At 64.2% G+C, this 25,246-nt stretch carries 23 protein-coding genes; 14 read left to right on the forward strand and 9 right to left on the reverse strand.

What is annotated here, in order from left to right; genetic code table 11:
• Window positions 1-432 precede the first annotated feature (432 nt).
• From nirK to K408_RS0100445, 4 genes are all read left to right on the forward strand, one after another.
• Window positions 433-1,557, forward strand: coding sequence for a copper-containing nitrite reductase (gene nirK / locus K408_RS37445; RefSeq protein ID WP_024337679.1), 1,125 nt, complete (start codon window positions 433-435; stop codon window positions 1,555-1,557).
• Window positions 1,558-1,607: 50 nt separating this feature from the next.
• On the forward strand, window positions 1,608-2,486 hold the full coding sequence (locus K408_RS0100435; protein ID WP_024337678.1) for an SUMF1/EgtB/PvdO family nonheme iron enzyme: 879 nt from the start codon (window positions 1,608-1,610) through the stop codon (window positions 2,484-2,486).
• 161 nt (window positions 2,487-2,647) lie between these two features.
• The gene (locus K408_RS0100440) at window positions 2,648-3,676 is read left to right on the forward strand and encodes a Fe(3+) ABC transporter substrate-binding protein (RefSeq protein WP_024337677.1); all 1,029 of its coding nucleotides are present in this window, start codon (window positions 2,648-2,650) and stop codon (window positions 3,674-3,676) included.
• 67 nt (window positions 3,677-3,743) lie between these two features.
• On the forward strand, window positions 3,744-5,375 hold the full coding sequence (locus K408_RS0100445) for an ABC transporter permease (RefSeq protein WP_024337676.1): 1,632 nt from the start codon (window positions 3,744-3,746) through the stop codon (window positions 5,373-5,375).
• 197 nt (window positions 5,376-5,572) lie between these two features.
• Here K408_RS0100445 and K408_RS0100450 read toward each other — a convergent pair whose 3' ends face one another.
• Together K408_RS0100450 and K408_RS0100455 are read right to left on the reverse strand one after the other, a co-directional pair.
• Window positions 5,573-6,223 carry a CoA transferase subunit B gene (locus tag K408_RS0100450; RefSeq protein WP_024337675.1) on the reverse strand — a complete coding sequence of 217 codons (651 nt, stop codon included), beginning with the start codon at window positions 6,221-6,223 and terminating at the stop codon, window positions 5,573-5,575.
• Window positions 6,223-6,960, reverse strand: a complete 738-nt coding sequence (locus K408_RS0100455; protein ID WP_024337674.1) for a CoA transferase subunit A — start codon at window positions 6,958-6,960, stop codon at window positions 6,223-6,225. The genes K408_RS0100450 and K408_RS0100455 overlap by 1 nt, the downstream gene beginning before the upstream one ends.
• A 272-nt stretch (window positions 6,961-7,232) precedes the next feature.
• Between K408_RS0100455 and K408_RS0100460 the strand changes: the two genes are divergently transcribed.
• The 4 genes from K408_RS0100460 (at window position 7,233) to K408_RS0100475 (ending at window position 12,609) form a co-directional block, all read left to right on the forward strand.
• Window positions 7,233-9,161 carry an AsmA family protein gene (locus K408_RS0100460; RefSeq protein WP_024337673.1) on the forward strand — a complete coding sequence of 643 codons (1,929 nt, stop codon included), beginning with the start codon at window positions 7,233-7,235 and terminating at the stop codon, window positions 9,159-9,161.
• Between the two features lie 231 nt (window positions 9,162-9,392).
• The gene (locus K408_RS0100465) at window positions 9,393-10,778 is read left to right on the forward strand and encodes an ABC transporter substrate-binding protein (RefSeq protein ID WP_024337672.1); all 1,386 of its coding nucleotides are present in this window, start codon (window positions 9,393-9,395) and stop codon (window positions 10,776-10,778) included.
• Between the two features lie 95 nt (window positions 10,779-10,873).
• Window positions 10,874-11,746 carry a carbohydrate ABC transporter permease gene (locus tag K408_RS0100470; RefSeq protein ID WP_024337671.1) on the forward strand — a complete coding sequence of 291 codons (873 nt, stop codon included), beginning with the start codon at window positions 10,874-10,876 and terminating at the stop codon, window positions 11,744-11,746.
• Window positions 11,743-12,609: a carbohydrate ABC transporter permease gene (locus K408_RS0100475; protein ID WP_024337670.1), complete on the forward strand. Its 867-nt coding sequence runs from the start codon at window positions 11,743-11,745 to the stop codon at window positions 12,607-12,609. Before K408_RS0100470 ends, K408_RS0100475 begins: the two co-directional genes overlap by 4 nt.
• Window positions 12,610-12,713: 104 nt before the next feature.
• Here the strand turns inward: K408_RS0100475 and K408_RS0100480 are convergent, their stop codons facing one another.
• The 5 genes from K408_RS0100480 to K408_RS0100500 form a co-directional block, all read right to left on the reverse strand.
• Window positions 12,714-13,526, reverse strand: coding sequence for an ABC transporter permease (locus tag K408_RS0100480; RefSeq protein WP_024337669.1), 813 nt, complete (start codon window positions 13,524-13,526; stop codon window positions 12,714-12,716).
• Window positions 13,527-13,530: 4 nt separating this feature from the next.
• Complete coding sequence (locus K408_RS0100485) at window positions 13,531-14,445, reverse strand: ABC transporter permease (protein WP_024337668.1); 915 nt, start codon at window positions 14,443-14,445, stop codon at window positions 13,531-13,533.
• A complete protein-coding gene (locus K408_RS0100490; RefSeq protein WP_024337667.1) occupies window positions 14,442-15,614 on the reverse strand; it encodes an ABC transporter ATP-binding protein in 1,173 nt (390 codons plus the stop codon). Before K408_RS0100490 ends, K408_RS0100485 begins: the two co-directional genes overlap by 4 nt.
• A 52-nt stretch (window positions 15,615-15,666) precedes the next feature.
• The gene (locus K408_RS0100495) at window positions 15,667-17,142 is read right to left on the reverse strand and encodes a glycerol-3-phosphate dehydrogenase (protein WP_024337666.1); all 1,476 of its coding nucleotides are present in this window, start codon (window positions 17,140-17,142) and stop codon (window positions 15,667-15,669) included.
• A 142-nt stretch (window positions 17,143-17,284) separates the two neighbouring features.
• Window positions 17,285-19,972 carry a sensor domain-containing protein gene (locus K408_RS0100500; protein ID WP_024337665.1) on the reverse strand — a complete coding sequence of 896 codons (2,688 nt, stop codon included), beginning with the start codon at window positions 19,970-19,972 and terminating at the stop codon, window positions 17,285-17,287.
• Between the two features lie 202 nt (window positions 19,973-20,174).
• On the opposite strand from K408_RS0100500, the gene K408_RS0100505 reads away from it, so the two are divergent.
• Window positions 20,175-21,278 (forward strand): NAD(P)/FAD-dependent oxidoreductase, encoded by a 1,104-nt coding sequence (locus K408_RS0100505; protein WP_024337664.1) that lies wholly within the window; start codon window positions 20,175-20,177, stop codon window positions 21,276-21,278.
• Window positions 21,279-21,447: 169 nt separating this feature from the next.
• On the opposite strand, the gene K408_RS0100510 is transcribed toward K408_RS0100505, so the two are convergent.
• Entirely contained in the window at window positions 21,448-21,627 is a 180-nt protein-coding gene (locus tag K408_RS0100510; RefSeq protein ID WP_024337663.1) for a YdcH family protein, read from the reverse strand.
• Between the two features lie 330 nt (window positions 21,628-21,957).
• On the opposite strand from K408_RS0100510, the gene K408_RS0100515 reads away from it, so the two are divergent.
• The 3 genes from K408_RS0100515 (at window position 21,958) to K408_RS0100525 (ending at window position 22,777) form a co-directional block, all read left to right on the forward strand.
• The gene (locus tag K408_RS0100515; protein ID WP_008546179.1) at window positions 21,958-22,164 is read left to right on the forward strand and encodes a YdcH family protein; all 207 of its coding nucleotides are present in this window, start codon (window positions 21,958-21,960) and stop codon (window positions 22,162-22,164) included.
• Between the two features lie 121 nt (window positions 22,165-22,285).
• Window positions 22,286-22,504 carry a hypothetical protein gene (locus K408_RS0100520; RefSeq protein WP_024337662.1) on the forward strand — a complete coding sequence of 73 codons (219 nt, stop codon included), beginning with the start codon at window positions 22,286-22,288 and terminating at the stop codon, window positions 22,502-22,504.
• 21 nt (window positions 22,505-22,525) lie between these two features.
• The gene (locus K408_RS0100525) at window positions 22,526-22,777 is read left to right on the forward strand and encodes a hypothetical protein (protein WP_024337661.1); all 252 of its coding nucleotides are present in this window, start codon (window positions 22,526-22,528) and stop codon (window positions 22,775-22,777) included.
• Here K408_RS0100525 and K408_RS0100530 read toward each other — a convergent pair.
• Entirely contained in the window at window positions 22,774-23,505 is a 732-nt protein-coding gene (locus K408_RS0100530; RefSeq protein ID WP_024337660.1) for a GGDEF domain-containing protein, read from the reverse strand. The genes K408_RS0100525 and K408_RS0100530 overlap by 4 nt on opposite strands.
• A 142-nt stretch (window positions 23,506-23,647) precedes the next feature.
• Between K408_RS0100530 and purE the strand changes: the two genes are divergently transcribed.
• On the forward strand, window positions 23,648-24,136 hold the full coding sequence (purE, locus tag K408_RS0100535; RefSeq protein WP_024337659.1) for a 5-(carboxyamino)imidazole ribonucleotide mutase: 489 nt from the start codon (window positions 23,648-23,650) through the stop codon (window positions 24,134-24,136).
• On the forward strand, window positions 24,133-25,239 hold the full coding sequence (locus K408_RS0100540) for a 5-(carboxyamino)imidazole ribonucleotide synthase (RefSeq protein ID WP_024337658.1): 1,107 nt from the start codon (window positions 24,133-24,135) through the stop codon (window positions 25,237-25,239). Before purE ends, K408_RS0100540 begins: the two co-directional genes overlap by 4 nt.
• Window positions 25,240-25,246 lie beyond the last annotated feature (7 nt).

A 25,246-nucleotide genomic window follows, 5' to 3' on the forward strand; every position in this document is an offset into this window, starting at 1 on the left:
AGTGTCGGCCGCCTCTGCGAAGAGACGACAGCCAACGTCATCGCCTCGCCGGTCGGGTCGAAATGCCCACCCCACTTGAAGATGCGAACGAGTCGCCGCTGAGCACAGACGCGGTGGCGGTCACGCCCGGCAATCCTGCACACCGCATGGCAACTGGTAACCGCGACGCCCGAGGCGTCGGCAACGATCAGTCGCATGTCAGCATGTCAGAATGTCGACACCGCTGTCCGGCTGCTGTTTGCTGAGCCTCGACGTCCGCATCACGGCGCCGGAATCGATCAACGCGGTATCGGCGATACTACTTCACCGCGACGCCTAAGTACCGTTGCGGAGGTGAATCACGGCGAAAGCTTGTCGCAGCGCAAACACGCTTGCCGCGATCGGCGCACACTGCATCCGTCATCAAATCTTTTCACATGAAGGATGCTTCCGATGTTCACCCGCAGAGCCGCATTGATCAGCGCCGCCGCCACCGCCCTGATGTTGGCGGCCCCGGCTTTCGCCGCAAGCGATCTCAAGTTGCCGCGCCAGAAGGTCGAGCTGGTCGCTCCGCCGTTCGTGCACGCGCACGAGCAGGCCACGACGCAGGGTCCCAAGATCGTCGAGTTCAAGATGACGGTCGAGGAGAAGAAGGTCGTCATCGACGAGAAGGGCACCACCTTCCAGGCCATGACGTTCAACGGCTCGATGCCGGGACCGCTGATGGTCGTGCACGAGGGTGACTACGTCGAGCTGACGCTGGTCAATCCCGCGACCAACAGCATGCCGCACAACATCGACTTCCATTCCGCGACCGGAGCGCTCGGTGGCGGCGAGCTCACGCTCATCAATCCCGGCGAGCAGGTCGTGCTGCGCTGGAAGGCGACCAAGACCGGCGTGTTCGTCTATCACTGCGCACCGGGCGGCCCGATGATCCCCTGGCACGTCGTCTCCGGCATGAACGGTGCCGTGATGGTGCTGCCGCGCGACGGGCTGAACGACGGCAAGGGCCGAGCGCTGAAATACGACAAGGTCTACTATATCGGCGAGCAGGACATGTACGTGCCGCGCGACGAGAAGGGCAATTTCAAGTCCTACGACTCGCCGGGCGAAGCCTTCACCGAGACCGAAGAGGTGATGAAGAAGCTGATCCCGACCCATGTCGTGTTCAACGGCAAGGTTGGCGCGCTCACCGGCAAGAATGCGCTCACCGCCAAGGTCGGCGAGAACGTGCTGATCGTGCATTCGCAGGCCAATCGCGACAGCCGTCCGCATCTGATCGGCGGCCATGGCGATTATGTCTGGGAGACCGGCAAGTTCGGCAATGCACCCGAGGTCGGGCTCGAGACCTGGTTCATCCGCGGCGGTTCGGCGGGAGCTGCGCTGTACAAGTTCCAGCAGCCCGGCATCTACGCCTATGTCACGCATAATCTGATCGAGGCGGCCGATCTCGGCGCCACCGCGCACTTCAAGGTCGAAGGCAAGTGGAACGACGATCTGATGACCCAGGTGAAGGCGCCGGCGGAGATCCCGCCGCAGACACAAGGCGCCCTGCAGACCGGTCGCAAGATCAACTGACCAGGCGAGAGGGGCCGGCAGACAGCCGGCCCCTCTTTCGGAGGACCATCATGCTGATCGCATTCAAGCTGAAGCTGGTGCTTGCCTGCGCGGCCGGGCTTGCAGGGCCGCTCGCCGTTGCGCCTCTCATGTCGGAGATGAAGACACACGCCGCGCAAGAAGAGCCGGCGATTGTCGAGGTCGCCGCGGGCAGCTTCCTGTATCGCGAGGCCGGCGACTTCACGCGCGGCGGGCAGCAGGCAGAAGCGCCGCTGCGCACACTCCGGTTCGACCGGCCGCTGCACATCATGCGCGAGCAGGTCTCGTCCGCCGACTTTCAGCTCTGCGTGCGGGATGGCGCATGCCGCGCTTTGGGCCGCGACGTCGTCATCGCGCCGGATCGTCCTGCGGTCCAGGTGAACTGGTATGACGCCGAAGCCTATGCGGGCTGGTTGTCGCGCAAGACCGGCAAGCATTATCGACTTCCCAGCGACGAGGAATGGGCATTCGCCGCCGGCAGCCGCTTCAAGGACGACGGCGTGCCGGTCGATGCAAGCGATCCGTCAAAGCGCTGGATCAGCCGCTACGAGCGCGAGTCCGAGCGCGACGCTTCCGACACCGCCGCCCATCCGTTCGGCAAGTTCGGCCTGAACGAGCACGGCCTCGAAGGCGTCTCCGGCAACGTCTGGGAATGGACGTCGACCTGCTTCGTGCGCTCGCGCGTCGACGAGGCCGGCAACGCGATCCGCCCGACCGTGAACTGCGGGGTTCGTGTCGCCGAGGGCGCCCACCGCGCCTATGTCACCGACTTCGTTCGCGATGCCCGCGCCGGCGGCTGCGCCCAGGGCGTGCCGCCCGCCAATCTCGGCTTCCGCCTGGTCCGCGAGCAGACGTCGTGGCTGGTCAGCGTGTCGAAGCGCCTGAGCAAGGCGTGGCCGGCAAGATCATAGCTGCCCGCCGTTTCCCCACGATAGTCGCCGCCTCTTAGAACGAGTCTAAACTATTATTGGAATCACTCTAAGTCATGTCTCTTCGCGACATCGCGTCGCTGACTTTGCCGCACTGTCTGCGCTACTCAGTGAGGCGTTCAATTGCCCGCCTGGGAGCCCTTATGATCAATCTTCGTGTCCTCGCCGCGTCCGCGGCGGTGCTGAGCCTGACCTCGGCCTTCGTGTCGAAAGCAGCCGCCGACAATGGCGCGGTCAACGTCTATACCTATCGCGAGACCAAGCTGATCCAGCCGCTGTTCGATGCCTTCAGCAAGGATACGGGCATCAAGGTCAATGTCGTCTCCGCAAGCTCCGGTCTGGAGCAGCGCATGAAGGCGGAAGGCGCCAACAGTCCGGCCGACGTGCTGCTGACGGTGGATATCGGCCGCATCGACGAGGCCGTCCAGGCCGGCGTCACCCAGCCGATCAAGTCGGAAGTGGTCGATAAGGTCGTGCCGGCGCAGTATCGTGATCCGGACGGACACTGGGCCGGCATCTCCATGCGCGCGCGCGTGATCTATGCCTCGAAGGATCGCGTCAAGCAGGACAAGATCACCTATGAGGAGCTTGCCGACCCCAAGTGGAAGGGCAAGATCTGCATCCGCTCGGGCCAGCACATCTACAACAACGCGCTGTTCGCGGCCTACACGGCAAAGCACGGCGAGGCCAAGACCGAGGAATGGCTGCGGGGCGTGAAAGCCAATCTCGCGCAAAAGCCGTCGGGCGGCGATCGTGAAGCCGCGCGTGACGTCGCCGCAGGCAAGTGCGATATCGGCATCGGCAACACCTATTACTGGGCGCTGATGATGAACAACGATCCCGAGAAGAAGCCGTGGGCGGAAGCGACGCGCGTCATTCTGCCGACCTTCGAAGGCGGCGGCACCCACGTCAACCTCTCGGGCGTGCTGCTCGCCAAGCACGCGCCCAACAAGGCCAACGCCATCAAGCTGATCGAGTGGCTCGTCAGCGAGCAGGCGCAGCAGATGTATGCCGACCAGAACTACGAATATCCGGTCCGCGCCGGCGTCGCCGTCAACTCCACCATCGCGGGCTACGGCAAGCTCGGCCCCGATCCGTTGCCGATCGCAAAGATCGCCGCCAACCGCAAGGCTGCGGCCTCGCTGGTGGACAAGGTCGGCTTTGACAACTGATCTCTGGCAGCCCTCGTCTGTCAAACTGGTAGAAGCAACGAGCACACGGCCTTGCTCGAGAGGCCGTGTGCACGCCGCAACCGCAACCGCCATCGCAGTCGCAGCCGCGATCCTGGTCGCGGCGCCCGTGATCTCGATCGTTTCGCTGGCTTTGCAGCCGGCATCCGATGTGTGGCACGACCTGATCAACTACGTGTTGCCGGCCGCCCTCCTCGACACTGCCCTTCTGCTCATCGGGGTCGGCGCGCTCACACTTCTGATCGGCGCCGGCACTGCGTGGGTGATGTCGCGCCACGATTTTCCCGGCCGGGGCATGCTCCTGTGGCTGATGCCGCTGCCGCTGGCGATTCCGACGTATCTTGCGGCGTACGTCTATGCCGATCTGTTCGAGCCGCTCGGCCTGGTGCATCGCACCCTGGCGATCTGGCTGCCGCTGGGCGATGCGCTCGGCCTTCTGCCCAACCTCCGCTCGCTGCCGGGCGCCATCTTCGTGATCGGGCTCGTGCTCTACCCTTACGTCTATCTCTCGGCGCGTGCGACGTTCCAGGTTCAGTCAGCCGAATTCGCGGAAGCGGCGACGACGCTCGGCGCCGGCCGATGGACCATCTTGTGGCGCGTTTCACTGCCCATGGCGCGGCCGGCGCTGGCGGTCGGCGTGGCGCTGGTCGCGCTGGAAACGCTCAACGACATCGGCGCGAGCGAATATCTCGGCATCCGCACCCTGACGGTCTCGATCTTCACCACCTGGCTCAACCGCGGCAGCCTTGCCGGTGCTGCGCAACTCGCCTGCCTGATGCTTGCGATCGTCGCCGGCCTGATCGCGATGGAGCGCTACGGCCGCCGCAACGCCAACATCGAATTCTCGGCCGAAAGCCCCCATGTGAGGCAGCGGACCCCGCTTTCGGGCGCAAGAGCGTGGACTGCGTTCGCGGTCTGCCTGCTGCCGGCGCTGATCGGCTTCATCGTGCCGCTGCTCTATCTGGCGCATCAGGCTCTTGGCCGCGGACTGCTTGCAAATTTCGATCCGCTCCTGTGGCGCCACACCTTCCATTCGTTTGCCTTTGCAGCGCTCGCGACGGCCATGGCGCTGATACTTGCGCTCGCCACGACCATTGCGCACCGCTTTCGGCCGGATCCTCTGCGATATGTGGCGATGAGCATCGCGCAGACCGGATACGCGCTGCCGGGCCTCGTGATTGCCCTCGGCCTGCTGACCCCCGTACTCGCGGTCGATAACGCGCTGAGCGCGGTCGCCACCTGGACGGGATTTTCGCTGCCCGGGCTGTTGCTGGTCGGCTCGGGGACGGCCGTCGTCATCGCCTATACGATCCGTTTTCTGGCCGTCCCGGTCGGCATGATCAAGGCCGGGTTCGACAGCATTCCGCGCGACTATGACGAGAGCGCGCGCACGGTCGGCGCAGGCCAGGCGGTCATGTTGAGACAGATCTATCTGCCGCTGCTCCGGCCCGCGATGCTCGGCGCCATCATCATCATGTTCGTCGACTGCCTGAAGGAGCTGCCGGCAACGCTGCTCTTGCGGCCCCTCAACGTCGAAACGCTGTCGACGTCGATCTACCAGTTCGCAAGCCGAGGCAATTTCGAGGACGGCGCGCTGGCGGCCCTCCTGATCATCGCGGCCAGCATCGGCCCGGTTGCCTGGCTGACCCGGTTCTCCGAAGTGCCGAGCGGCCCCGCTTGAAGGCATGGGACATTGTCATTCGTGGCGCCTCGACCCGTTAAGTGGTCATCGCCCAACCTGATGGCGCGATACGGCACTTCGGGAGTTCGTGATTGATCGAACGGCCGCCACGGCCGGCCTTCACGGGATGGCAGCGCTGAATCAGAATCGTGAGGACGCGCAGACCGTTCGTGAATGCGCGCCCCAGCGTTTTCCGCTTACGTGTTCTTCAGCGCGACGCGGAATTCGGCTTCGGTCTTGGCCTTGACCTCGTCGAGCGAAACGCCGTCGGCGAGCTCGATCAGCGCCATGCCGCCGCTGCCGTGCTTGTCGATGGTGAAGACGGCGAGATCGGTCACGACCATGTCGACCACGCGCTCGCCCGTCAGCGGCAGGTTGCACTGCTTCAGCAGCTTCGGACCGTCCTTGGCCGAATGCTCCATCACCACGATGACGCGCTTGACGCCGGCGACGAGATCCATCGCGCCACCCATGCCCTTGACCATCTTGCCAGGGATCATCCAATTGGCGAGATCGCCGTTCTGGGCCACCTGCATCGCGCCAAGGATGGAGAGATCCATGTGGCCGCCGCGGATCATGCCGAAGGAATCGGCGCTGGAGAAATAGGAAGTCGAGGGCAGCTCGCTGACGGTCTGCTTGCCCGCGTTGATCAGATCGGGATCCTCTTCGCCCTCATAGGGGAATGGACCCATGCCGAGCATGCCGTTCTCGCTCTGCAAGGAAACGTCCATGCCGTCGGGAATGTAGTTCGAGACCAGCGTCGGGATGCCGATGCCGAGATTGACGTAGTAGCCATCGCGCAATTCCTTTGCGGCGCGCGCGGCCATCTGTTCACGGGTCCAGGCCATCAGATTTCAACTCCAGTGCCAGCCGCCGGCGCCGTCGTCGGACGCGGGCGCGTGTTGCGGAATTCGATGCGCTTCTTGGCCGTACCGACCTCGACGATGCGCTTCACGAAGATGCCCGGCGTGTGAATGTGGTCGGGATTGAGTTCGCCGGCCGGAACCAGATGCTCGACCTCGGCCACGGTGATCTTCGCGGCCGTCGCCATCATCGGGTTAAAGTTGCGCGCGGTCTTGCGGTAGATGAGGTTGCCGGCGGTGTCGCCCTTCCAGGCGTGCACGATGGCAAGATCGGCGAACAGGCCGCGCTCCATCAGGTACTTCTCGCCGTCGAATTCCTTCACTTCCTTGCCTTCGGCGATCAGCGTGCCTACGCCGGTCTTGGTGTAGAAAGCCGGGATGCCGGCGCCGCCTGCGCGGATGCGCTCGGCCAGCGTGCCCTGCGGATTGAATTCGAGTTCCAGCTCGCCGGCCAGGAATTGCTGGGCGAACAGCTTGTTCTCGCCCACGTAGGACGAGATCATCTTCTTGATCTGGCGGGTTTCGAGAAGGCGGCTGAGGCCGATGCCGTCGACTCCGGCATTGTTGGAGACCACCGTCAGGCCCTTGACACCGGATTCGCGGATCGCGTCCGACAGCTCCTCGGCAATGCCGCAGAGGCCGAAACCGCCCGACATGATCATCATGTTGTCTTTGAGAATGCCCTCAAGAGCCGACTTGGCGTCGGGATAGACCTTGTTCATGCAAAAAACCTCGACTGAACCTTCGGCTCGCAGGCCTCGCGCCTTGTTGGCGGCGATTATTAGGCGAAATCGTCCGAAGCCGTCAATGATACGGGGTTCTCCGCTTCGCCCCTGGGTGATAGAAGCTGCCCGCGCCGTGGGCATAGCCGTGCCGCGGCCTTGAAAGCGTCAAGAAAACCCATCAAGTTGCGGGGGTTGGGTGTGGGCGCGCAGGTTCACCGGCCAGCCCTTCTAACGCCAGCGACCAACCCGATCAGGACATGCCATTGACCATGGCCCAAGGAATGAAGCGCCTGGGGACGCCGATCGCGGCGCTGCTCGGCATGGCGCTGATCGCCCTGATCGCGACCTCCTGGCTCATCAACCGCGACGCGCTACGCAAAGCGGTCGAAGCGCAAATCCGCAACGTCACCGGGCTCGAGCTCAGCGTCGCAGGCACCATCGACATCTCGGTGCTTCCGGCAAGCTACATCTCCTTCCGTGACGTCGGCCTCAAGGGCGGCGGCACCAGCACGCCGGCGCTTCAGGTCGACGTGCTCACCGCAAACCTGCGGCTGTTGCCGCTATTGCTGCAGCGGTTCGAGATCGCCGACCTGACGCTGTTGCGGCCGCGCATCCATGTCAGCCTCAAGCCGGACGGCGAGAGCAACTGGACGCCCTTCATCCAGACCATCGCGCGCACCATGAAGCCGGGGGCGGAGAATCAGGTCTCGTTCTCCGAAATCCGGATTCAGGACGGCGTGCTCGATTACGTGGACGTCGCCACGCAAGCCACCGACAAGCTCGAGGACATCGACCTTTCGTTGGCCTGGCCCTCGATCTCGCGCTCCTTTGCTGCGACCGGGCAGTTCGACTGGCGCGGCGAGCGCGTCGACGGCTCGATCAGCTTTTCCGATTTCGTCGCCGCCCTTTCCGGCGACCGGTCTGGCCTGAAGGCGCGGATCGCCAGCCCGCCGCTCAAGCTCGCCTTTGACGGCAGCGTCGCCAATCGCACCAGCCCGATGATGGAAGGCACGCTCACCGTCGACAGCCCTTCCCTGCGCAACGCGCTACGCTGGACCGGACAGCCGCAGCCCGGCAGCGGCGGCTTCGGCCGGTTCGCGCTGAAGGCGCGCGCCAATGTGGTCGGCCCCTCGATCGCGCTCACCAATGTCAACGTCGAGCTCGACGGCAATGCCGCCGAGGGCGTCATGACCTACGCCAATAACGGCCGGCAGACGCTGCAGGCGACGCTCGCCGCCGACGCGCTCGACTTCACGCCTTATATCTCCACGTTCCGCCTGCTCGCGAGCGGCGCACGCGACTGGAACAGGCAGCTATTCGATCTCAACGGGCTCTCGACCACCGACCTCGACATGCGCCTGTCCGCGGCAAAGCTGACGGTCGGACCGACGAAGCTCGGCCGCACCGCGATCGGCGCGAATTTGCGCAACGGCACATTGGCGCTCTCGGTCGGCGAGGCCCAGGTCTATGGCGGGATCGCCAAAGGCTCGTTCGGCATCGCGCGGTCCGATACGGTCGCCGACATCAAGGCGCAATTCCAGTTCACCGACGTCGACCTGCAGGCTTGCGCCACCGAACTGTTCGGCCTCAACAAGCTGTCCGGCCGCGGCAACATCAACGTCTCGCTCCTCGCCTCCGGCTCGAGCCCATTCGGCCTCGTGCAGTCGCTCGACGGCAGCGCTACCATCACCGGACATGATGGCGCGATCGCGGGCTTCAACGCCGAACAGCTCCTGAAGCGGCTGGAACGGCGGCCGCTGTCGGGCGGCGGCAATTTCCGCAACGGCTCGACGCCTTACAACAATCTCACCATCGCGGTGAAATTTTCCGACGGAATCGCCACCGCCGAGGACATCCGCGTGGAAGGGCCGGCGACCAGGATCACGCTCACCGGCACCGCATCGGTGCCGACGCGCGAATACGACATGAAGGGCGTGGCCAGCCTCAACAGCGCGTCGGGGTTCGAACTGCCCTTCGTTGTGCAGGGTCCTTGGGACGATCCGCTGATCTTCCCCGATCCGGAAAGCCTGATCCGCCGCTCGCCAGCCTCCGCGCCGCTGCTCGACATGCTGAAGGAGCGCAAGGCGGGAGACGCCGTGCGCTCCGCAATCGAGCGCATCACCGGCAGCGGAAAGCGCCCCGCGCCAGCGGAATCGCCGACGGCCGAGAATTCCAAAGAGAACGCCAAGTCCAACTAGGCTGACGCAGGTGAGTTTCAACTGAAGCGGAGCCTCTCCGGCGTCGGCCGGACATCGCGAGTTGATCTGGCCGAATTGATGCGGCGATCGGATCGATGCGCGCGTCAAGCAACTGCCCTGGCCCGACACCCTCAAGACCTGGGTCTGACAAGATGCGTTGATTGCGCTACCATCCTACGCTAGTGTTTTATACGACCGGTTAAAAACACCGGCCGTTTGAGGGAGAAAAACGTGAGATCCAGGGTTATTGGCGCAGTATCATTGGCGGTCGCTGCGGTCGGGCTTTTTGCCGCCACCGCACCCGCCTTTGCGCAGCAGAAGACGATCACGGTCTGGTGGGGCAAGGGTTTCTATCGGTCCGAAGACGACGCGCTGATCGAAACGATCAAAAAGTTCGAAGCCAAGACCGGAATCAAGGTGGAACTGTCACAATACGCGATCCAGGACATGATTCCGAAGACGGTCGCTGCGCTCGACGCCGGCACCGTGCCCGATGTCGCCTATTCCGACTCCTATGACGTTCAGGCGCAGGGCAAGTGGGCCTACGAGGGCAAGCTCGAGGACCTCACGGACATCATGGAGCCGATCAAGGGCCGGTTCGTGCAGAACACGCTGGACGCGTCGATCCTCTACAACGACGTCGCCAAGAAGAAGGCCTATTACGGCTTCCCGCTGAAGCAGCAGAGCATGCACGTCCAGATCTGGAACGACATGCTGGAGAAGGCCGGCTTCAAGCAGAGCGACATCCCGAACGACTGGGCGGGCTACTGGACGTTCTGGTGCGACAAGGTGCAGCCGGCGATCCGCAAGGCCACGGGCCAGCGCGTCTACGCCGTCGGCCAGCCGATGGGCGTGGAATCCACCGACTCCTTCCAGTCGTTCTACACCTTCATGGACGCCTATCACGTCAAGCTGGTCGACGACGACGGCAAGCTGCTGGTCGACGACCCGAAGGTCCGCGACGGCCTGATCAAGGCGATGAAGGACTATACCGACACCTACATCAAGGGCTGCACGCCGCCGTCCTCGACCACATGGAAGGACCCGGACAACAACGTCGCGTTCCACAACAAGACCATCGTGATGACCCACAACTTCACGATCTCCATCGCGGCTAAATGGTTCGAGGACTTGCAGAACCAGGCCCTTACCCAGGAACAGCGCGACGCCGGCAAGAAGGCCTATGAGCAGGACATCATCACGGCGTCCTTCCCGAAGGCGCCCGATGGTTCGACCATCAAGTACCGCTCCGACGTCAAGACCGGACTGGTGTTCACCGCGGCCAAGAACAAGGCCGAGGCCAAGCAGTTCATCAGCTTCCTGCTCCAGGAAGAGAACGTCCGTCCGTACATCGAAGGCGCGCTCGGCCGCTGGTTCCCGGTGACCAAGGAAAGCCAGGAAAGCCCGTTCTGGCAGGCCGACAAGCACCGCAAGGCCGTCTACGCGCAGTTCAAGGGCGGCACCGCGGCGTTCGACTTCACCAAGAACTGGAAGTTCACGATCCTCAACAATGAGAACGTGTGGGCGAAGGCGATGAACCGCGTCGTCAGCGAGAAGGTTCCGGTCGACAAGGCGGTCGACGAACTGATTGCCCGCATCAAGCAGGTCGCGGGTTAAGTCGCCCGCCCCCTCTCCCCGCATCACGGAGAGAGGGTGCAAGAACAACACCGGCCGCGTCTCGCGGCCGGCTTCTCTTTGAAGAGTCCGAAAGAATGGCGATCACGCTCTCCGGCGATCAGGCAATGCCCGGCCCGCCCTTGTCGTCGCGGCTGACCCCGGCGCAGGTTTGGGGCATCATCCTTCTCGCGCCCTATCTGCTCGTCTTCCTTGCTTTCGTCGTCTATCCCGTCTGCTACGGGTTGTGGCTGGCGCGGGCCCCTTCGAATTATGTGGCGCTCTACAACGATCCGATCTTCGCGCGCGCCGCGGTCAACACGCTGATCTTCCTGGTCATCGGCATCAACATCAAGATGTTGATCGCACTGTTCCTGTCCGGCTTCTTCGCCCAGCAGCGCACCTGGATCAAATGGCTCTCGGTGATCTTCATCCTGCCCTGGGCGGTGCCGTCGATCCCGACCATCCTGTCGGTGCGCTTCATGCTCAATCCCGAATGGGGCATGATCAACCACTACATCTTCTCCTTGACCGGCGATGACGGCCCGAACTGGCTGAACGATCCGACCGTGGCGCTGACCATGGCAATCGCCGTGCATATCTGGAAGTCGCTGCCGTTCTGGACGCTGATCCTGATCACCGGCCGGCTCGCGATCTCGCACGATCTGTTCGAGGCCGCCGAGGTGGATGGCGCGAGCTGGTGGCAGAAATTCCGCTATATCACCTGGCCCTCGATGCAGACGCTCTACATCACCTGCACGCTGCTCTCGATGATCTGGACGCTAGGGGATTTCAACAGCGTCTATCTGCTCACCGGCGGGGGACCTGCCGACCTCACGCACGTGCTGGCGACGCTCGGCATCCGGTATCTCAGGCTCGACCAGCTCTCGCTGGCAATGGCGTCCATCGTCTGCGCGATGCCGTTCGTCCTGCCGCTCGTGTACTTCATGATGAAACGGTTGTCGCGATGAAGCTCCCCGGCGTAAGCGAATTTTCCTGGCGCGACGTCGCGACCGAAGCGCGGCTGCTGCTGATCGGAATTCCCGTCTTCCTGTGGACGATGATCCCGATCTATCACATGTTCCTGTTCGCGATCTCCCCGAAGGAGGATGCGTTCTCGGGCAAGCTGTGGCCGGATCACCCGACGCTGCACAATTTCCAGATCGTGTTCAAGCAGCAGCACTACTTCCTGCGCGACTTCTACATCCAGTTCTGGAATTCGACGGTGATCGCCGTCTCCGTCGGCGTGCTGACGCTGGTGATCGCGACCTCGGCGGCGTTCGCGATCTCGCGATTGAAGGTGCCGGGCGGACGCACCGTGCTGAACCTTGCGCTCTTCACCTATTTCATCCCCGCGGCGTTCCTCGCCGTCCCGATGTACCGCACCATGGGCAATTACGGCCTGCTCAACAATCACTGGTCGCTGATCCTGGCGATGGTGACGATCGCGAGCCCCTATGCGATCTGGGTGCTGAAACAGGCGTCCGACAAGCTGCCGGTCGAGCTTGACGAGGCCGCCGTGATGGACGGCGCGACGACGCTGCAGATCTTCCGCCTGGTCTATTTGCCGCTGATGATGCCCTCGCTGGTCGCGATCGGCACCTATGCGGTGCTGCTGGCGTGGAACGAGTACCTCTATGCGTTCCTGCTGCTCTCGAACGACCGCGAGATCACCCTCCCCGTCGCGCTCGGCAACTTTCTCGCCGCCGACGATTCGCCGTGGGAGCTGCTCATGACCACCGGCTTCATCTACGCGCTGCCGCCGGCCGCGGTCTACTACGCCTTCCGCCGCTACATGGTGGGCGGCCTCACGGCAGGCGCGGTGAAGTCGTAGGCATCCTTCGCCATTGCGAGCGCAGCGAGGCAAATCCAGGCCAGCTCGGCAGAGACAGACTGGATTGCTTCGTCGCAAGAGCTTCCCCGCAATGACCGCAGCGCCTACAGCGGCGCCGCGCTCTCGCCACGCGAACTCGACAATTTGGAAGCGAGCGAAGCCAACACGATCACCACCGCGATCAGGGCGATCGCCAGCGTGCAGATCGCGTTGATCTCGGGCTTCACCCCCAGCCGCACCTCCGAATAGATCCGGATCGGCAAGGTGGCCGAGCCCGGCCCCGTGGTGAAGCTCGCGATCACGAGATCATCCAGCGACAGCGTGAACGCCAGCATCCAGCCGGCGACGATGGCGGGCGCGATCAGCGGCAGCGTCACGGATAGGAACGCGCGCACCGGGTCGCAGCCGAGGTCCATCGCCGCCTCCTCCAGCGAGCGATCGAGCGAGCCGAGGCGGGACTGCACGACCACGGTGACGAAGCACATCGTCAACGTGGTATGGGCGATCGTCACGGTCCAGAAGCCGCGCTCGGCGTTCAGCGCGACGAACAGCAGCAGCAGCGAAAGTCCGGTGATCACCTCCGGCATCACCAGCGGCGCGTAGAGCATTCCGGAGAACAGCGTGCGGCCGCGGAAGCGCTCGCCGCGCGACAGCGCGACGGCAGCGAGCGTGCCGAGCAGTGTGGCAATCGTCGCTGAGGAGACCGCGACCCGCAGGCTCATCCACGCCGCCTCGATCATCGCGCGATCATTGAAGAACTCGTGATACCAGCGCAGCGACCAGCCGCCCCACACCGTCACCAGACGCGAGTCGTTGAAGGAATAGATGACGAGGATGAGGATCGGCAGATAGAGGAATGCCAGACCCAACGCCAGCGAGGCGATGTTGAAGCGGGAGAGACGAGGGGCCTTGCGCATCGCCTCAGCGCCCCTGTTCGAGCTGCTGCTTCTGCAGCCGCTCGTACAGCAACAGCGGCACCAGCAGCATCACCAGCAACACGATCGCGGCAGCAGAGGCGACCGGCCAGTCCTTGTTGGTGAAGAATTCGAGCCAAAGGGTCTGACCGATCATCAGCGCGTTGGAGCCGGCGAGGAGATCCGGGATGACGAATTCGCCGACGATGGGGATGACGCATAGCAGCACGCCGGCTCCGACACCGGGCAGCGACAGCGGGAAGGTGACAAGCCAGAACGCCTGCCAGGGCGGCGCGCCGAGATCGGCGGCTGCCTCCTCCAGCGCCGGCTCCATCTTGGCGAGCGTGGCGTAGAGCGGCAGGATCATGAACGGCAGATAGGAATAGACGATGCCGATATACATCGCGGTATCGGTGGAGAGCCACACCACGGGCTGACTGACCAGATGCAATGCCAGCAGGATCTGGTTGAGCAGGCCGTCGTGCTGGAGGATGTTGATCCAGGCATAGATGCGGATCAGGAACGAGGTCCAGAACGGCACGATCACCAGCACCATCGCCACCGCCTGCCAGCGCTTCGGCAATCGCGCCATGCCATAGGCGATGGGATAGCCGATCAGCAGCAACGCTGCGGTCGCAATGATGGCGACGGTGAGGCTGCGCACATAGGCGAACACGTAGATGTCGTCGGAGATGAGCAGCTTGAAATTGTCGATCGAAAGTGCGGCAAAGGCGCTGGTGAGCGCGTCCCATCCTGCCGTCAGGTCGAAAACCGGCTCGTAGGGCGGCTGCGCAATCGCCGTCTGCGACAGGCTGATCTTCAGCACGAAGGCGAACGGCACCAGGAAGAACAGCACCATCCAGACGTACGGCGCAATTGCGGCAAAGCGCGCCGGCCGCGCGAAGATGCGACGCGAGTTCATGACGTCAGCACCATGCAATCGTCGGGGCCGAACCAGGCGACGACATGCTGGTTCAGGCTGTAGGCATCGACGTCGAGGCGCGCGCTGTTGGCAACGGAAGCCTGCAGCACCCCGCCGCTGTCGAGCTTCACCTTGTAGGTGGTGGTGCCGCCGAGATAGCAGATGTCGGCAATGACGCCGTCAAGCAGGTTGATCGCCGATTGATGACCGGCCTCGCTCGCGGGGCCCCGGCGCGAGAGCTTGACCTTCTCGGGGCGGATCGCGACCGCCAGTTTTCCCGCGCCGACCGGCTCGCGCGGCTCGGCGACCACCAGCGCACCCGCATCACGCGTGCCAATCACCAGACGATGACCGTCGCGCAATTTCGACTCGCCGTCGAACAGGTTGATGTCGCCGACGAACTCCGCGATCCAGCGCGAGCGCGGCGCCTCGTAGAGTTCGCGGGGTTTCGCGACCTGGACGAGCTTGCCGGCCTTCATCACGCCGATCCGGCTCGCCATCGTCATCGCCTCCTCCTGGTCGTGCGTGACGACGATGAAGGTCATGCCGAGCCGTCGCTGCAGCTCCATCAGCTCGGCTTGCGTGTTCTCCCGCAGCTTCTTGTCGAGCGCCGCGAGCGGCTCGTCGAGCAGCAGGAGCTGCGGCCGGCGCGCCAGGGCGCGGGCGAGCGCCACGCGCTGGCGCTGACCGCCGGAGAGCTGGTCGGGCTTGCGCTTCTCGAGCCCCTCGAGCTTCACCAGCGCGACCATCTCGGCGACACGGGTCGCGATGTCGGCGCGTGCCATGCCGGCGCGCTTCAGGCCGAAGGCGATGTTGTCGCGCACCGACAGATGCGGGAACAACGCATAGTTCTGGAACATCATGTTGACCGGGCGTTCGTGCGGCAGCGCCTGCGCGATGTCCTTGCCCCCGAGCAGGATGCGCCCCTCGTCCGGCGCCTCGAATCCGGCGAGCATACGGAGCAGCGTGGTCTTGCCGCATCCGCTCGGACCGAGCAGCGCGAAGAACTCGCCGGCCTTGATGTCGAGCGAGACACCATCGACGGCGCGGAACGTGCCGAACGTCTTGGCCACGCCCTCGATGCGCAGCAGCCCTTGCTCCGCCGCGGGTAATGCATCCGCGCCAGCCGCTTCAGCCGCAATGTTCGTTCCGGACAACTCTTCCGCCATAATCCCTGCCAACCCCGATTCCGCCGCACGCTAGCGGCCGATCGCGATTTGCTCAACCGGTTCGGGATGAATCGTTCCCCGCCATGAATGCGGCCAGCGCGTCACGGTCTGCCGCGGTCATTGTCAGGCCGAGCTTGGAACGACGCCACAGAATGTCCTCAGGGAAGCGCGCCCATTCGCGGGTCATGAGATAGCGCACCTCGGCGCCGGTCAGTTCAGGGCCGAAGTTCGGCCCCAGTTCGTCGCGTGTCCTTGCCTCGCCCAGCACCGCCGACAATCGCGAGCCATAGGCGGCAACGAGGCGCTGGGCCTGCGGCTCCGACAGAAAGCGCCAGCGGTCGCGGGCGAACTCGACCTCGGCGTCGAAGCGATCCCAGGCGAAATCTCCGCCCGGTAGCGCAGCGCCGGCGGTCCAGGGCGGGGACATCGGATAGAATGGCGTCAGCCTGGTCACCGCCTCCTCCGCCCGCAAGCGCGAAGTGGTGACGTCGCCGCCGAACATCGTGAGCAGCGGCGCCTTGCGCCGGCGCGCGTGGAACAGCGTCGTGCCGTCACCTCGGCTCGCGGACACCGGCCTCATGTTGACGCCCGAAACCGTCCGAACCACGTCGGCCGGGGCGATGTGCGCGCGGAAGTAGCGGCTGGCGGCTTCGCAGAGACAGCCGATTTCGGCCCGGGACACCGCAACGATTGCGGGATCGCCGGTGAAATCATGCGTGACCGTACCGATCAGCGTGAACTCCCGCTCGTACGAGCTTGCGAAGATCAGTCGGCCATCACCGTTCTGGAAGACGTAGACGTTGTCTGAATCGAACAGCCTGGGCACGATGATCTGGCTCATCTGCATGGCCGTCGCGGCCGGCTGCGGCTGGCGCAGGACCATCTCCGCGACCATCGACGTCCAGCCGCCGGTGGTGTTGGCCAGCGCCCGGGTCGTGATGGTGCGGCGATGTCCGCGATCGACCACGGCGAGCCGCCAGATGTCGGCACGATCGGCACGCACGCAGCGCGCTCCGGTCCGGATCGTCGCGCCACGCTCGGCGGCGTCCAGCGCCGTGAGCACGACAAGGCGGGAATCGTCGACGACGCAGTCCGAATATTCGAAGGCCGTGCCAAATGGGCGCTTCAGCGCGTTGCCGACCGGATGATGCGTGATGTCGAGGGTCGCCGATCCGGGCAGGCCGCCCCGGCCGGCGAGGCTGTCATAGAGGAACAGGCCGGCGCGCAGCAGCCAAGGCGGACGCTGGTCCGAATGCGCAGGTATGACGAAACGCATCGGCCGGACCAGATGCGGCGCGATTCGGAGCCAGGTCCGCCGCTCGGCCAGCGCCCGGTGCACCCGCCAGAAGCCGCGCCGCTCCAGCACCGAGAGGTCGCCGTGGATCAGCCGCGGTGTTGCCGACGATGCCGCGCCGCCGAGATCGCCTTGCTCGAACAGGATAACCCGCAGGCCGCGGCCGGCCGCATCGCGCGCGAGGCCGACACCGTTCAGGCCGCCGCCGATGATCGCGAGATCGTAGTCTGCCATGAAGCCGTCAAATGGGAGCGAAGCGCAGCGCTCTCATCACTAGAGCCATTTCCGTTGCGATGAAATCGGAACAAGGCTCCAGACTGTTATTTCAGACGAGTCTTCTTGACGCGAACCGGGATCCACTCCGCTCGAAAGCGCTCTAGCCGGTCTTGAGCGCGAGCTCCACCGCGTCGGCGCGACCGACGAGCCCGGCATATTTTCCGATCGGCAGCGGTTTGCCGAGCAGATAGCCCTGCACGCCGTCGCAGCCCTCCCTGGCGAGGAAGGCGAGCTGATCGACGGTCTCGACGCCTTCGGCGATGATCGACATGTCGAGGCCGTGGCCGAGATCGATCACGGCGCGCACGATCGCCGCCGATTGCGGGTTGCGGCCGAGATTGATGATGAAGGCGCGGTCGATCTTGATTTTGTCGAACGGGAACGCCTGAAGGTAGCTCAGCGACGAGTAGCCGCTGCCGAAATCGTCCATGGAGATGCGCACGCCAAGCGCTTTCAGGCGGCGCAGCAGCGCGAGGCCTCGATCGAAATCCTCGATCAGCACCCCCTCGGTGATCTCGAGCTCGAGCCGGCCGGGCGCAAGTCCGGTCTCGAGCAGGATCGAATGGACGAGGCCAACCACGTCACCGTGCATGAACTGCGCCGGGGACAAATTAACCGCGACCTGGAGCGGCTTCGGCCAGGACGCCGCCTCGCGGCAGGCCTCGCGCAGGATCCATTCGCCCATCTCGACGATGAGGCCGCTCTCCTCGGCGATCGGGATGAATTCGGCGGGCGAAACCTGGCCGCGCACCGGGTGCTGCCAGCGTGCCAGCGCCTCGAAGCCCATGATCTCGCTCTCGCCGACGCTGTGGCCCGCGGCCCCCTGCGGCTGGAAGGCGAGCGAGAGCTCGCCGTTCTTGACTGCCATCGAGAGGTCCTGGTGCAGCACGCGGCGATCACGGATCTGCTGGTCCATCTCCGGCTGGTAGAGACTGATCGTGCCGCGCGACTTCTGCTTGGCGCGGAACAGCGCCGCGCCGGCGTTGGCGAGCAGCGAGGCGCCATCGGTGCCGTTGTGCGGGAAGACCGAGATGCCGGTGGTGATGCCGGCGCGGACCGGCCGGCCGTCGATTTGGAAGTCCTTGGCGACGGCTTCGCCAATCTGCTGCGCCAGTGCGAGGCCCGCCTCGGGCTGCTTGCCGTCGATGATCAGGCCGAACTCGTCGCCTGACAGGCGCGCCACCAGGCCGCCGCGCGCGGAGTCCTCGAGCCGCCGGGCGACCTCGATCAGGAGCTTGTCGCCGAGCGCATGGCCGAAGACGTCGTTGACCTCCTTGAGGCCATCGAGGTCGACGCAGAGGACGGCGAACTCCTCGCCGGTACCCTCGCAGGCCTCGATCATCTGCATCAGCGCCTGCAGGAAGGCGGCACGATTCGGCAGATCGGTGAGGCCGTCGTGATAGGCCATGTGCGCCATGCGCGACTCGGTCTGCCGGCGGTCGGTGACGTCCTCGTGGGTCTTGATCAGATATTGCGGCTCGCCTGCATCGCTGAGCACGGTGGCGCGGCGGGTCAGGAACAGGCGCAGGCCGTCCTTGGTCGAGATCGGATGCTCCTCGGTGATCATCCCGCGCTTCTTGATCGCGGCCTCGTCGCGCGCGATGATCAGCTTGGCTTCCTTCGCATTGAAAATGTCGGACGCCGTCAGGCCGGTTGCTTCCTCGCGCCTGCGGTTGAGGATCGTCTCCGCGCTGCGGTTGGCGAGCAGATAGCGGCCATCCTTGACCTGTTCCACGATCAGCGCAACCGGGATGTTGTCCACCACGAGTTCGAGGAACTTCTTGGTGCTCTCCAGTTCCTGAGAGAGCGATCGGCGGTCGGTGATGTCCTCAAACACCAGCAGCAGGAAACCCGGCCTGTTGCCTTCGTTGCGAACCGCGATCCGGATGGAGGCGACCATGCGCCGCTCCCCGCCCCGCTCGACCTCGAACTCGTTGCGGAACTGCCCGTCCGGCGAGTTGAGCGCCGCCCGGTCGGCCGCATCGATGCTGTCCGCCGAGACCGGCGCGAACAGCTCGCGCGCCTTCTTGCCGACGACGTGGTCCCGTGAAAAACCCCAGAACCGCTCATAGGCGGTATTGGCGAAGATGTAGCGGCCGTCCTCGATGTTCTTGGCTGCCACGCAAGCCGGCACATGGTCCAGCACCGATTCCAGGAACTGCGTGGTAGAGGCGAGCTGCCGGGATAGCTTGCGCTGTTCACTGACGTCGAGATGCGTCGCCACGGAGCCGCCGTTCGGCAGCACGAAGAACTTCACCAGGATGGCGCGCCCGTCCGGCAGTTCGGTGATCAAGCCGTTGGCGCTGGCTGCCTTCTCGTAGAACTCGTCGTCGGAGGCGGCATCCAGCACCCCGCGCCTGCGACGCAGTTCGAGCAGGTCGTGGCCGTTCATGTTAGGCCGGATATCGGACCGCGTCAGACCGTAGATCTCGAGATAGCGGTCGTTGCAGAAAATGATGCGGCGCTGCGCATCCGTCATCACCACGCCCTGGTTGAGATTGTTCATGGCGGAGGAGATGAAGGCGTTGCGCCGCAGCTGCAGACGCCTGCTCCGGCGCAGCGAGGAAAGGATCCACAGCCCGATCGCGGCGAGAAACGAGCACACGACGATGGCTGCGATCAGCGCTTCCCAGATCACGTTGGGCTCGAGCTTGGCGAAATCGCTCGGAGCGGGAAAGCTGTCGGATAGCGCAAAGGCACGTGCAGGTGCGACCGCGCCGGCCAGGCAAGTAAGGGCCTGCACAGCAATCGGAAGCGTGCTGCCCACCTGCCAGTTCTTCTCAGCCATCAGCCACCCGCGATTTCAACGTCGGATTGTCTGGCCTCGCGGGTTTGGATCGGGTAAACGCCTGTACCCGCAACAGAAAAATGTGACGTGCGATACGGCAATTGCCCTGACATGATAAATGCTTTCTTAACGGAAAATCCCCCCGCGCGGCCGTTCCGGGACCTGATGCCGCCGGCGGCTCCAGCGGAGATCATGCACAACCATGGATAGGGTGGACTGTGTCGTCGTCGGAGCCGGCGTGGTCGGTCTCGCGGTGGCTCGAAAGCTCGCCCAGTCCGGGCGCGAGGTGATCGTGCTCGAGGAAGCCGAGGCCATCGGCACCATCACCTCCTCGCGCAACAGTGAGGTGATCCATGCCGGCATCTACTACCGCGCCGGGAGCTGGATGGCGCGCATGTGCGTCGCGGGCAAGCACGCGCTCTACCGCTACTGCGCCGAGCGCGGCATCCCGCACAGAAATTGCGGCAAGCTGATTGTCGCGACCAGCCAAAAGGAAACCGAGAAGCTCCAATCGATCAAGGCGCATGCCGAAGCCAACGGTGTGCTCGACATGCAACTGCTCACGGGCGAGGTCGCACGCGCGCTGGAGCCGGCGCTCGCCTGCGACGCTGCGCTGCTGTCGCCGTCGACCGGCATCATCGACAGCCACGCCTACATGCTCTCGCTGCGTGGCGAAGCCGAGGACGCCGGCGCGGCCTTCGCGTTTCACACGCCGCTGATCCGCGCCAAGGCTGCCGGCGGCATCATCGAAATCGAGGCCGGCGGCGATGCGCCGATGACGCTCCAATGCGACCTTCTCGTCAACGCCGCAGGACTCTCGGCGACAACGGTCGCACGCAACATCGACGGCATGCCGATGGACCGGATCCCGCCGGCCTATCTTGCCAAGGGAAACTACTTCAGCTGCAACGCCAAGGCGCCGTTCTCGCGCCTGATCTATCCGGTGCCCGAACCCGGCGGGTTAGGGGTGCACCTGACGCTGGACATGGCCGGCCAGGCGCGCTTCGGGCCCGACGTCGAATGGATCGAAACGATCAATTACGAGGTCGATCCGTCCCGCGCCGAGCGCTTCTATCCGGCGATCCGCAAGTACTGGCCTACTCTGCCCGATGGGGCGCTGATGCCGAGCTATTCAGGGATCCGACCAAAGATCGTGCCGCCCGCTGTGGCCAGCCAGGACTTCTTGATGCAGGGCCCGCCCGATCACGGTGTCGCAGGCCTGATCAATCTGTTCGGCATCGAATCGCCAGGACTGACGTCGTCGCTCGCGATCGCCGACCACGTCGCCGAACTCGCAACCGTCTAGAGAGCTTTCGAGCGTGGTCGATCACAGATCGTTGTCGAGAAAACGCGCCCAAGCAAAACATCATCCCCGCGCAAGGATCGTGCGCAGTTTGTATCTTGCAGCAGGGATGAGCACGTGGCTCTCATCCCTGCAAGAAGGATGCGATCAACTCTACGCTGTTATGGGGGTGCTAGTGGAGCGTATCGCTGTGCTTCAGACGCTCGATCTGGTCCTTGACCATCAACTTCCGGCGCTTCAACTCAACAATTTGCAGGTCGTCCGTTGAAAGGTGCACGAGAGCTTCGTGCAATTCGTTTTCGAGCAGTTTGTGCTTCCGTTCCAATTCAACGAGATGTGCCTGAATTGTCATTCGAAACCTCCTCGGTAGGGTTGAACCTCAGGATTCGATCCGGACAAGCAAGTCTACATCACCGATTCGTCCTGTCGATGGGTATCCGTCGTCACAGTGTCATTTTTGAAAGTTCATATGTAACGAAGCGTGACTAAAGGGAACCACGCGGGAAAAATCCGTGATATCAATGCGGCTGCGCAACTTCCGCGGCTCCTTGCAGAAATATCTTGCGGGAGACCGGCGGACGAAGCCGCAGATCGCTTGCGATCACGCTGCGCAAGGACGATAATTTCCACAGGGCATCCACAGCCCGGATCTCACGCCTATCGGTTTTCGGCCACCGCAGACATGACCAACGAAGATGAGCGTGAGCTCGAAGCCGAGCTCACCCGGTTGCAGCAGGAACACCGAGATCTCGATGCGGCGATCGATGCATTGCATCAATCGCCCGCCCCCGACCTGTTGCGGTTACAGCGGTTGAAGAAGCGCAAACTGTTGTTGCGCGACCGCATCGCGTTCATTGAAGACCAGATCACGCCCGACATCATCGCCTGATCCGTCGACGGGTCGTCCCGCGGCTCACCAATGAATCCGCTTGACTCGATCGGAACAAAAGATGAACATTCAGGGCACGCAGCTCAGCAGATGCCTAAACACAGGACACGAGGACAACGCGATGTCGGCAACGCCCCTTCTCGACAACACTCATTACGAACAGGCCTGCGATCAGGCGATCGCGATGTGCGACGGCAATCTACGCAGCACCATCAAGGCGCTGATCATGGCCAATGAATATCTGGAAACCGAGCTGGAGGAGTTGCAGGCGGCTGTTGCCGCCGGCTGCATTCCGGAAACCTCGCGCAGCAAGATGCGGAGCAAGAGCAGCGCCGCTTGAGTTCAACACTGGAGCAACGCCATGTCGGATGTGACCTATTACGTTGCAATGCCCTTTTTGATCGATGACGACGGATCACCCGTCGCTGGCGCGGCGGAAGAGTGTCAGTCCTCAACGGCGGCGCTACGACGCGCCGAGATTTTGGCGCGCGGCCCCGGCCATATCGGCGCAATCGCGTTCAGCCGCAGCGGCGATCCCATGACCGGCGAATTTGGCGACGCGACGCTGCTGCGCAAATTCGGCAACGTGCCCGAAGATCTCGCAACCCTCTAAAGCTCGCTACCGACAAGCCTGATACGCGGCTCATGCCGGCGTCGCGCCTTGCGCACGTACATCGCGGCATCGGCCTCTTCCAGGGCGCGGCCTGCGTCGGCGTGCGGGCCGAGCAGCGCGACGCCGGCGGAGGCGCCCGCGGCCACCGATTGTCCACGAAACACAAAGGACAATTCGTCGATCGCCTGCTCGAAGGCCGCGGCCTTCGCCTTGGCGTCAGTTTCGCTGAGATTCCAGAGCAGCAGCCCGAACTCGTCGCCGCCGAGCCGGCCAACCACGTCGGAGGCACGAATCTGCCGCGTCAGGGTCGCGACAATCGCCTTGAGCACCTCGTCGCCGGCGGCATGCCCGAAGGAGTCGTTGATCGGCTTCAGCCGATCGACGTCGAGGACGATCAGCGCCCCGCTGGCGCGGTAGCGCTTCATATAGGCGATGGCGCGCGCGAGCTCGCGCTCGAAGCCGCGCCGGTTGGGAATCTCGAGCAGGAAATCCGTATCGGCCGCAGCTTCGAGTTCCGCGACCCGGCGCTGTGCTTCCTTGAGCTTGGTCCGCAGGTCCCGGATTGTCGCCCTGAGATTGTCCTTGGCTGCATCATCCGCCGGGGCGTTGCGCCGCGATGGCTTCACCGACCGCTTGGTCAGCCGCCCGGCGGCGGGCGTGGATCGGCCGGCGCTGGTCTTCCGGCCCGCTTTGGCCTTCGCAGCGCTCGCCCTTTTTGGTTTCTTCATGGGCATCCTGCTCAATGAAGGCTTGCGGGGATTCACCAAGACAGGATAGTGGATTCCCTTCTCCTTGCCACCGCCTTGCGAGCCGCCGGCCGGAACCCGCTAATCTGGCCTATCTTTCTGTTTTCCGGGCACAATTGACGTCATGACCGCGCCGATCGCCATCATCATGGGAAGCCAGTCGGACTGGGACACGATGCGGCATGCCGCCGACACGCTCGAGGCGCTCGGCATCGCCGCCGACACCCGCGTCGTCTCGGCGCATCGCACCCCCGACCGGCTGTTTGCTTTCGCCAAGGGCGCCAAGGCCGCAGGCTACAAGGTCATCATCGCCGGCGCCGGCGGCGCGGCACATCTGCCCGGCATGGCCGCGGCGCTAACCGAACTGCCGGTCTTCGGCGTGCCGGTCGAATCCAAGACGCTCAAGGGTCTCGATTCGCTCTACTCGATCGTGCAGATGCCCGCAGGAATCCCCGTCGGCACCCTCGCCATCGGCAAAGCCGGTGCGATCAACGCCGCACTGCTGGCAGCCGCCGTGCTGGCGTTGTCAGACCCGGCCTTGTCCGATCGCCTTGCCGCCTGGCGCAAGGCGCAGACTGACGCCGTCGCGGAGCGCCCGGAGGACAAGGCGTGACTGAGACCAGGCACGTGAAGCTGAAGCCCGGTGACACCGTCGGTATCCTTGGCGGCGGACAATTGGGGCGGATGCTGGCCATGGCTGCGGCGCGGCTCGGCCTGCGCTGCCAGGTGTTCTCGCCCGATCCGGACTCGCCGGCCTTCGACGTCGTACTTAACGCGACCTGCGCCGAATATGCCGATGTCGAGGCGCTGGAGCTGTTCGCGAGCGACGTCGACGTCATCACCTACGAGTTCGAGAACGTGCCGGCCGCGGCCGCGATGGTGCTGGACGCGCGCCGCCCGGTGCTGCCCAACCGCAAGATCCTGGAGACCACCCAGGACCGGCTCGCCGAAAAGGATTTTGTCACGCACCTCGGGATCGGAACCGCAGCCTATGCCGACGTTACCTCCGTCTCCTCGCTGCGCGAGGCGATCGCCAGGATCGGCCTTCCTGCGGTGCTGAAAACCCGCCGGTTCGGCTATGACGGCAAGGGTCAGGCCATCATCCGCGAGGGCGACGACATCGCCAAGGTGTGGACGAGCCTCGCCACCAAATCGGCGATTCTTGAAGCCTTCGTGCCGTACGAACGCGAGATCTCCGTGATCGCTGCGCGTTCGGCCACGGGCCAGGTCGAGTGCTTCGACGTCACCGAGAACGAGCACCGCGACCACATCCTGAAGATATCGCGCGCGCCCGCGCCGATCCCGGATGCGCTCGCCGAGGAGGCGCGCAGCATCGCCGGCAAAATTGCAGGCGCGCTCGACTATGTCGGCGTGCTCGCTGTCGAGATGTTCGTGCTCGCCAATGGCACCGGACCGAAGGTGCTGGTCAACGAGATCGCTCCGCGCGTGCACAATTCCGGACATTGGACGCTGGATGGCGCCTCAGTCTCGCAGTTCGAGCAGCACATCCGCGCCATCGCCGGCTGGCCGCTCGGCAAGCCCGTGCGCCATGGCGACGTCGTCACCATGACCAACCTGATCGGCGACGAGATCAACGATTACGAAAAATGGCTGACCGTGCCAGGCGCGACCGTACACATCTACGGCAAGGGCGCGCCCCGCCCCGGCCGCAAGATGGGCCACGTCACCGAAGTGCGTCCCAGCGCAAGCAAGTAACGGGACC

It is taken from the genome of Bradyrhizobium sp. in8p8, assembly GCF_000426845.1.
Lineage (GTDB): Bacteria > Pseudomonadota > Alphaproteobacteria > Rhizobiales > Xanthobacteraceae > Bradyrhizobium > Bradyrhizobium japonicum_C.

Excerpts from the sequence above, each read along its gene's own strand:
- nirK (WP_024337679.1), top strand. The coding sequence starts at position 433 with ATGTTCACCCGCAGAGCCGCATTGATCAGCGCCGCCGCCACCGCCCTG.
- K408_RS0100435 (WP_024337678.1), top strand. The coding sequence starts at position 1,608 with ATGCTGATCGCATTCAAGCTGAAGCTGGTGCTTGCCTGCGCGGCCGGG.
- K408_RS0100440 (WP_024337677.1), top strand. The coding sequence starts at position 2,648 with ATGATCAATCTTCGTGTCCTCGCCGCGTCCGCGGCGGTGCTGAGCCTG.
- K408_RS0100450 (WP_024337675.1), bottom strand. The coding sequence starts at position 6,223 with ATGGCCTGGACCCGTGAACAGATGGCCGCGCGCGCCGCAAAGGAATTG.
- K408_RS0100455 (WP_024337674.1), bottom strand. The coding sequence starts at position 6,960 with ATGAACAAGGTCTATCCCGACGCCAAGTCGGCTCTTGAGGGCATTCTC.
- K408_RS0100460 (WP_024337673.1), top strand. The coding sequence starts at position 7,233 with ATGGCCCAAGGAATGAAGCGCCTGGGGACGCCGATCGCGGCGCTGCTC.
- K408_RS0100470 (WP_024337671.1), top strand. The coding sequence starts at position 10,874 with ATGGCGATCACGCTCTCCGGCGATCAGGCAATGCCCGGCCCGCCCTTG.
- K408_RS0100475 (WP_024337670.1), top strand. The coding sequence starts at position 11,743 with ATGAAGCTCCCCGGCGTAAGCGAATTTTCCTGGCGCGACGTCGCGACC.
- K408_RS0100480 (WP_024337669.1), bottom strand. The coding sequence starts at position 13,526 with ATGCGCAAGGCCCCTCGTCTCTCCCGCTTCAACATCGCCTCGCTGGCG.
- K408_RS0100485 (WP_024337668.1), bottom strand. The coding sequence starts at position 14,445 with ATGAACTCGCGTCGCATCTTCGCGCGGCCGGCGCGCTTTGCCGCAATT.
- K408_RS0100490 (WP_024337667.1), bottom strand. The coding sequence starts at position 15,614 with ATGGCGGAAGAGTTGTCCGGAACGAACATTGCGGCTGAAGCGGCTGGC.
- K408_RS0100495 (WP_024337666.1), bottom strand. The coding sequence starts at position 17,142 with ATGGCAGACTACGATCTCGCGATCATCGGCGGCGGCCTGAACGGTGTC.
- K408_RS0100500 (WP_024337665.1), bottom strand. The coding sequence starts at position 19,972 with ATGGCTGAGAAGAACTGGCAGGTGGGCAGCACGCTTCCGATTGCTGTG.
- K408_RS0100505 (WP_024337664.1), top strand. The coding sequence starts at position 20,175 with ATGGATAGGGTGGACTGTGTCGTCGTCGGAGCCGGCGTGGTCGGTCTC.
- K408_RS0100510 (WP_024337663.1), bottom strand. The coding sequence starts at position 21,627 with ATGACAATTCAGGCACATCTCGTTGAATTGGAACGGAAGCACAAACTG.
- K408_RS0100515 (WP_008546179.1), top strand. The coding sequence starts at position 21,958 with ATGACCAACGAAGATGAGCGTGAGCTCGAAGCCGAGCTCACCCGGTTG.
- K408_RS0100520 (WP_024337662.1), top strand. The coding sequence starts at position 22,286 with ATGTCGGCAACGCCCCTTCTCGACAACACTCATTACGAACAGGCCTGC.
- K408_RS0100525 (WP_024337661.1), top strand. The coding sequence starts at position 22,526 with ATGTCGGATGTGACCTATTACGTTGCAATGCCCTTTTTGATCGATGAC.
- K408_RS0100530 (WP_024337660.1), bottom strand. The coding sequence starts at position 23,505 with ATGAAGAAACCAAAAAGGGCGAGCGCTGCGAAGGCCAAAGCGGGCCGG.
- purE (WP_024337659.1), top strand. The coding sequence starts at position 23,648 with ATGACCGCGCCGATCGCCATCATCATGGGAAGCCAGTCGGACTGGGAC.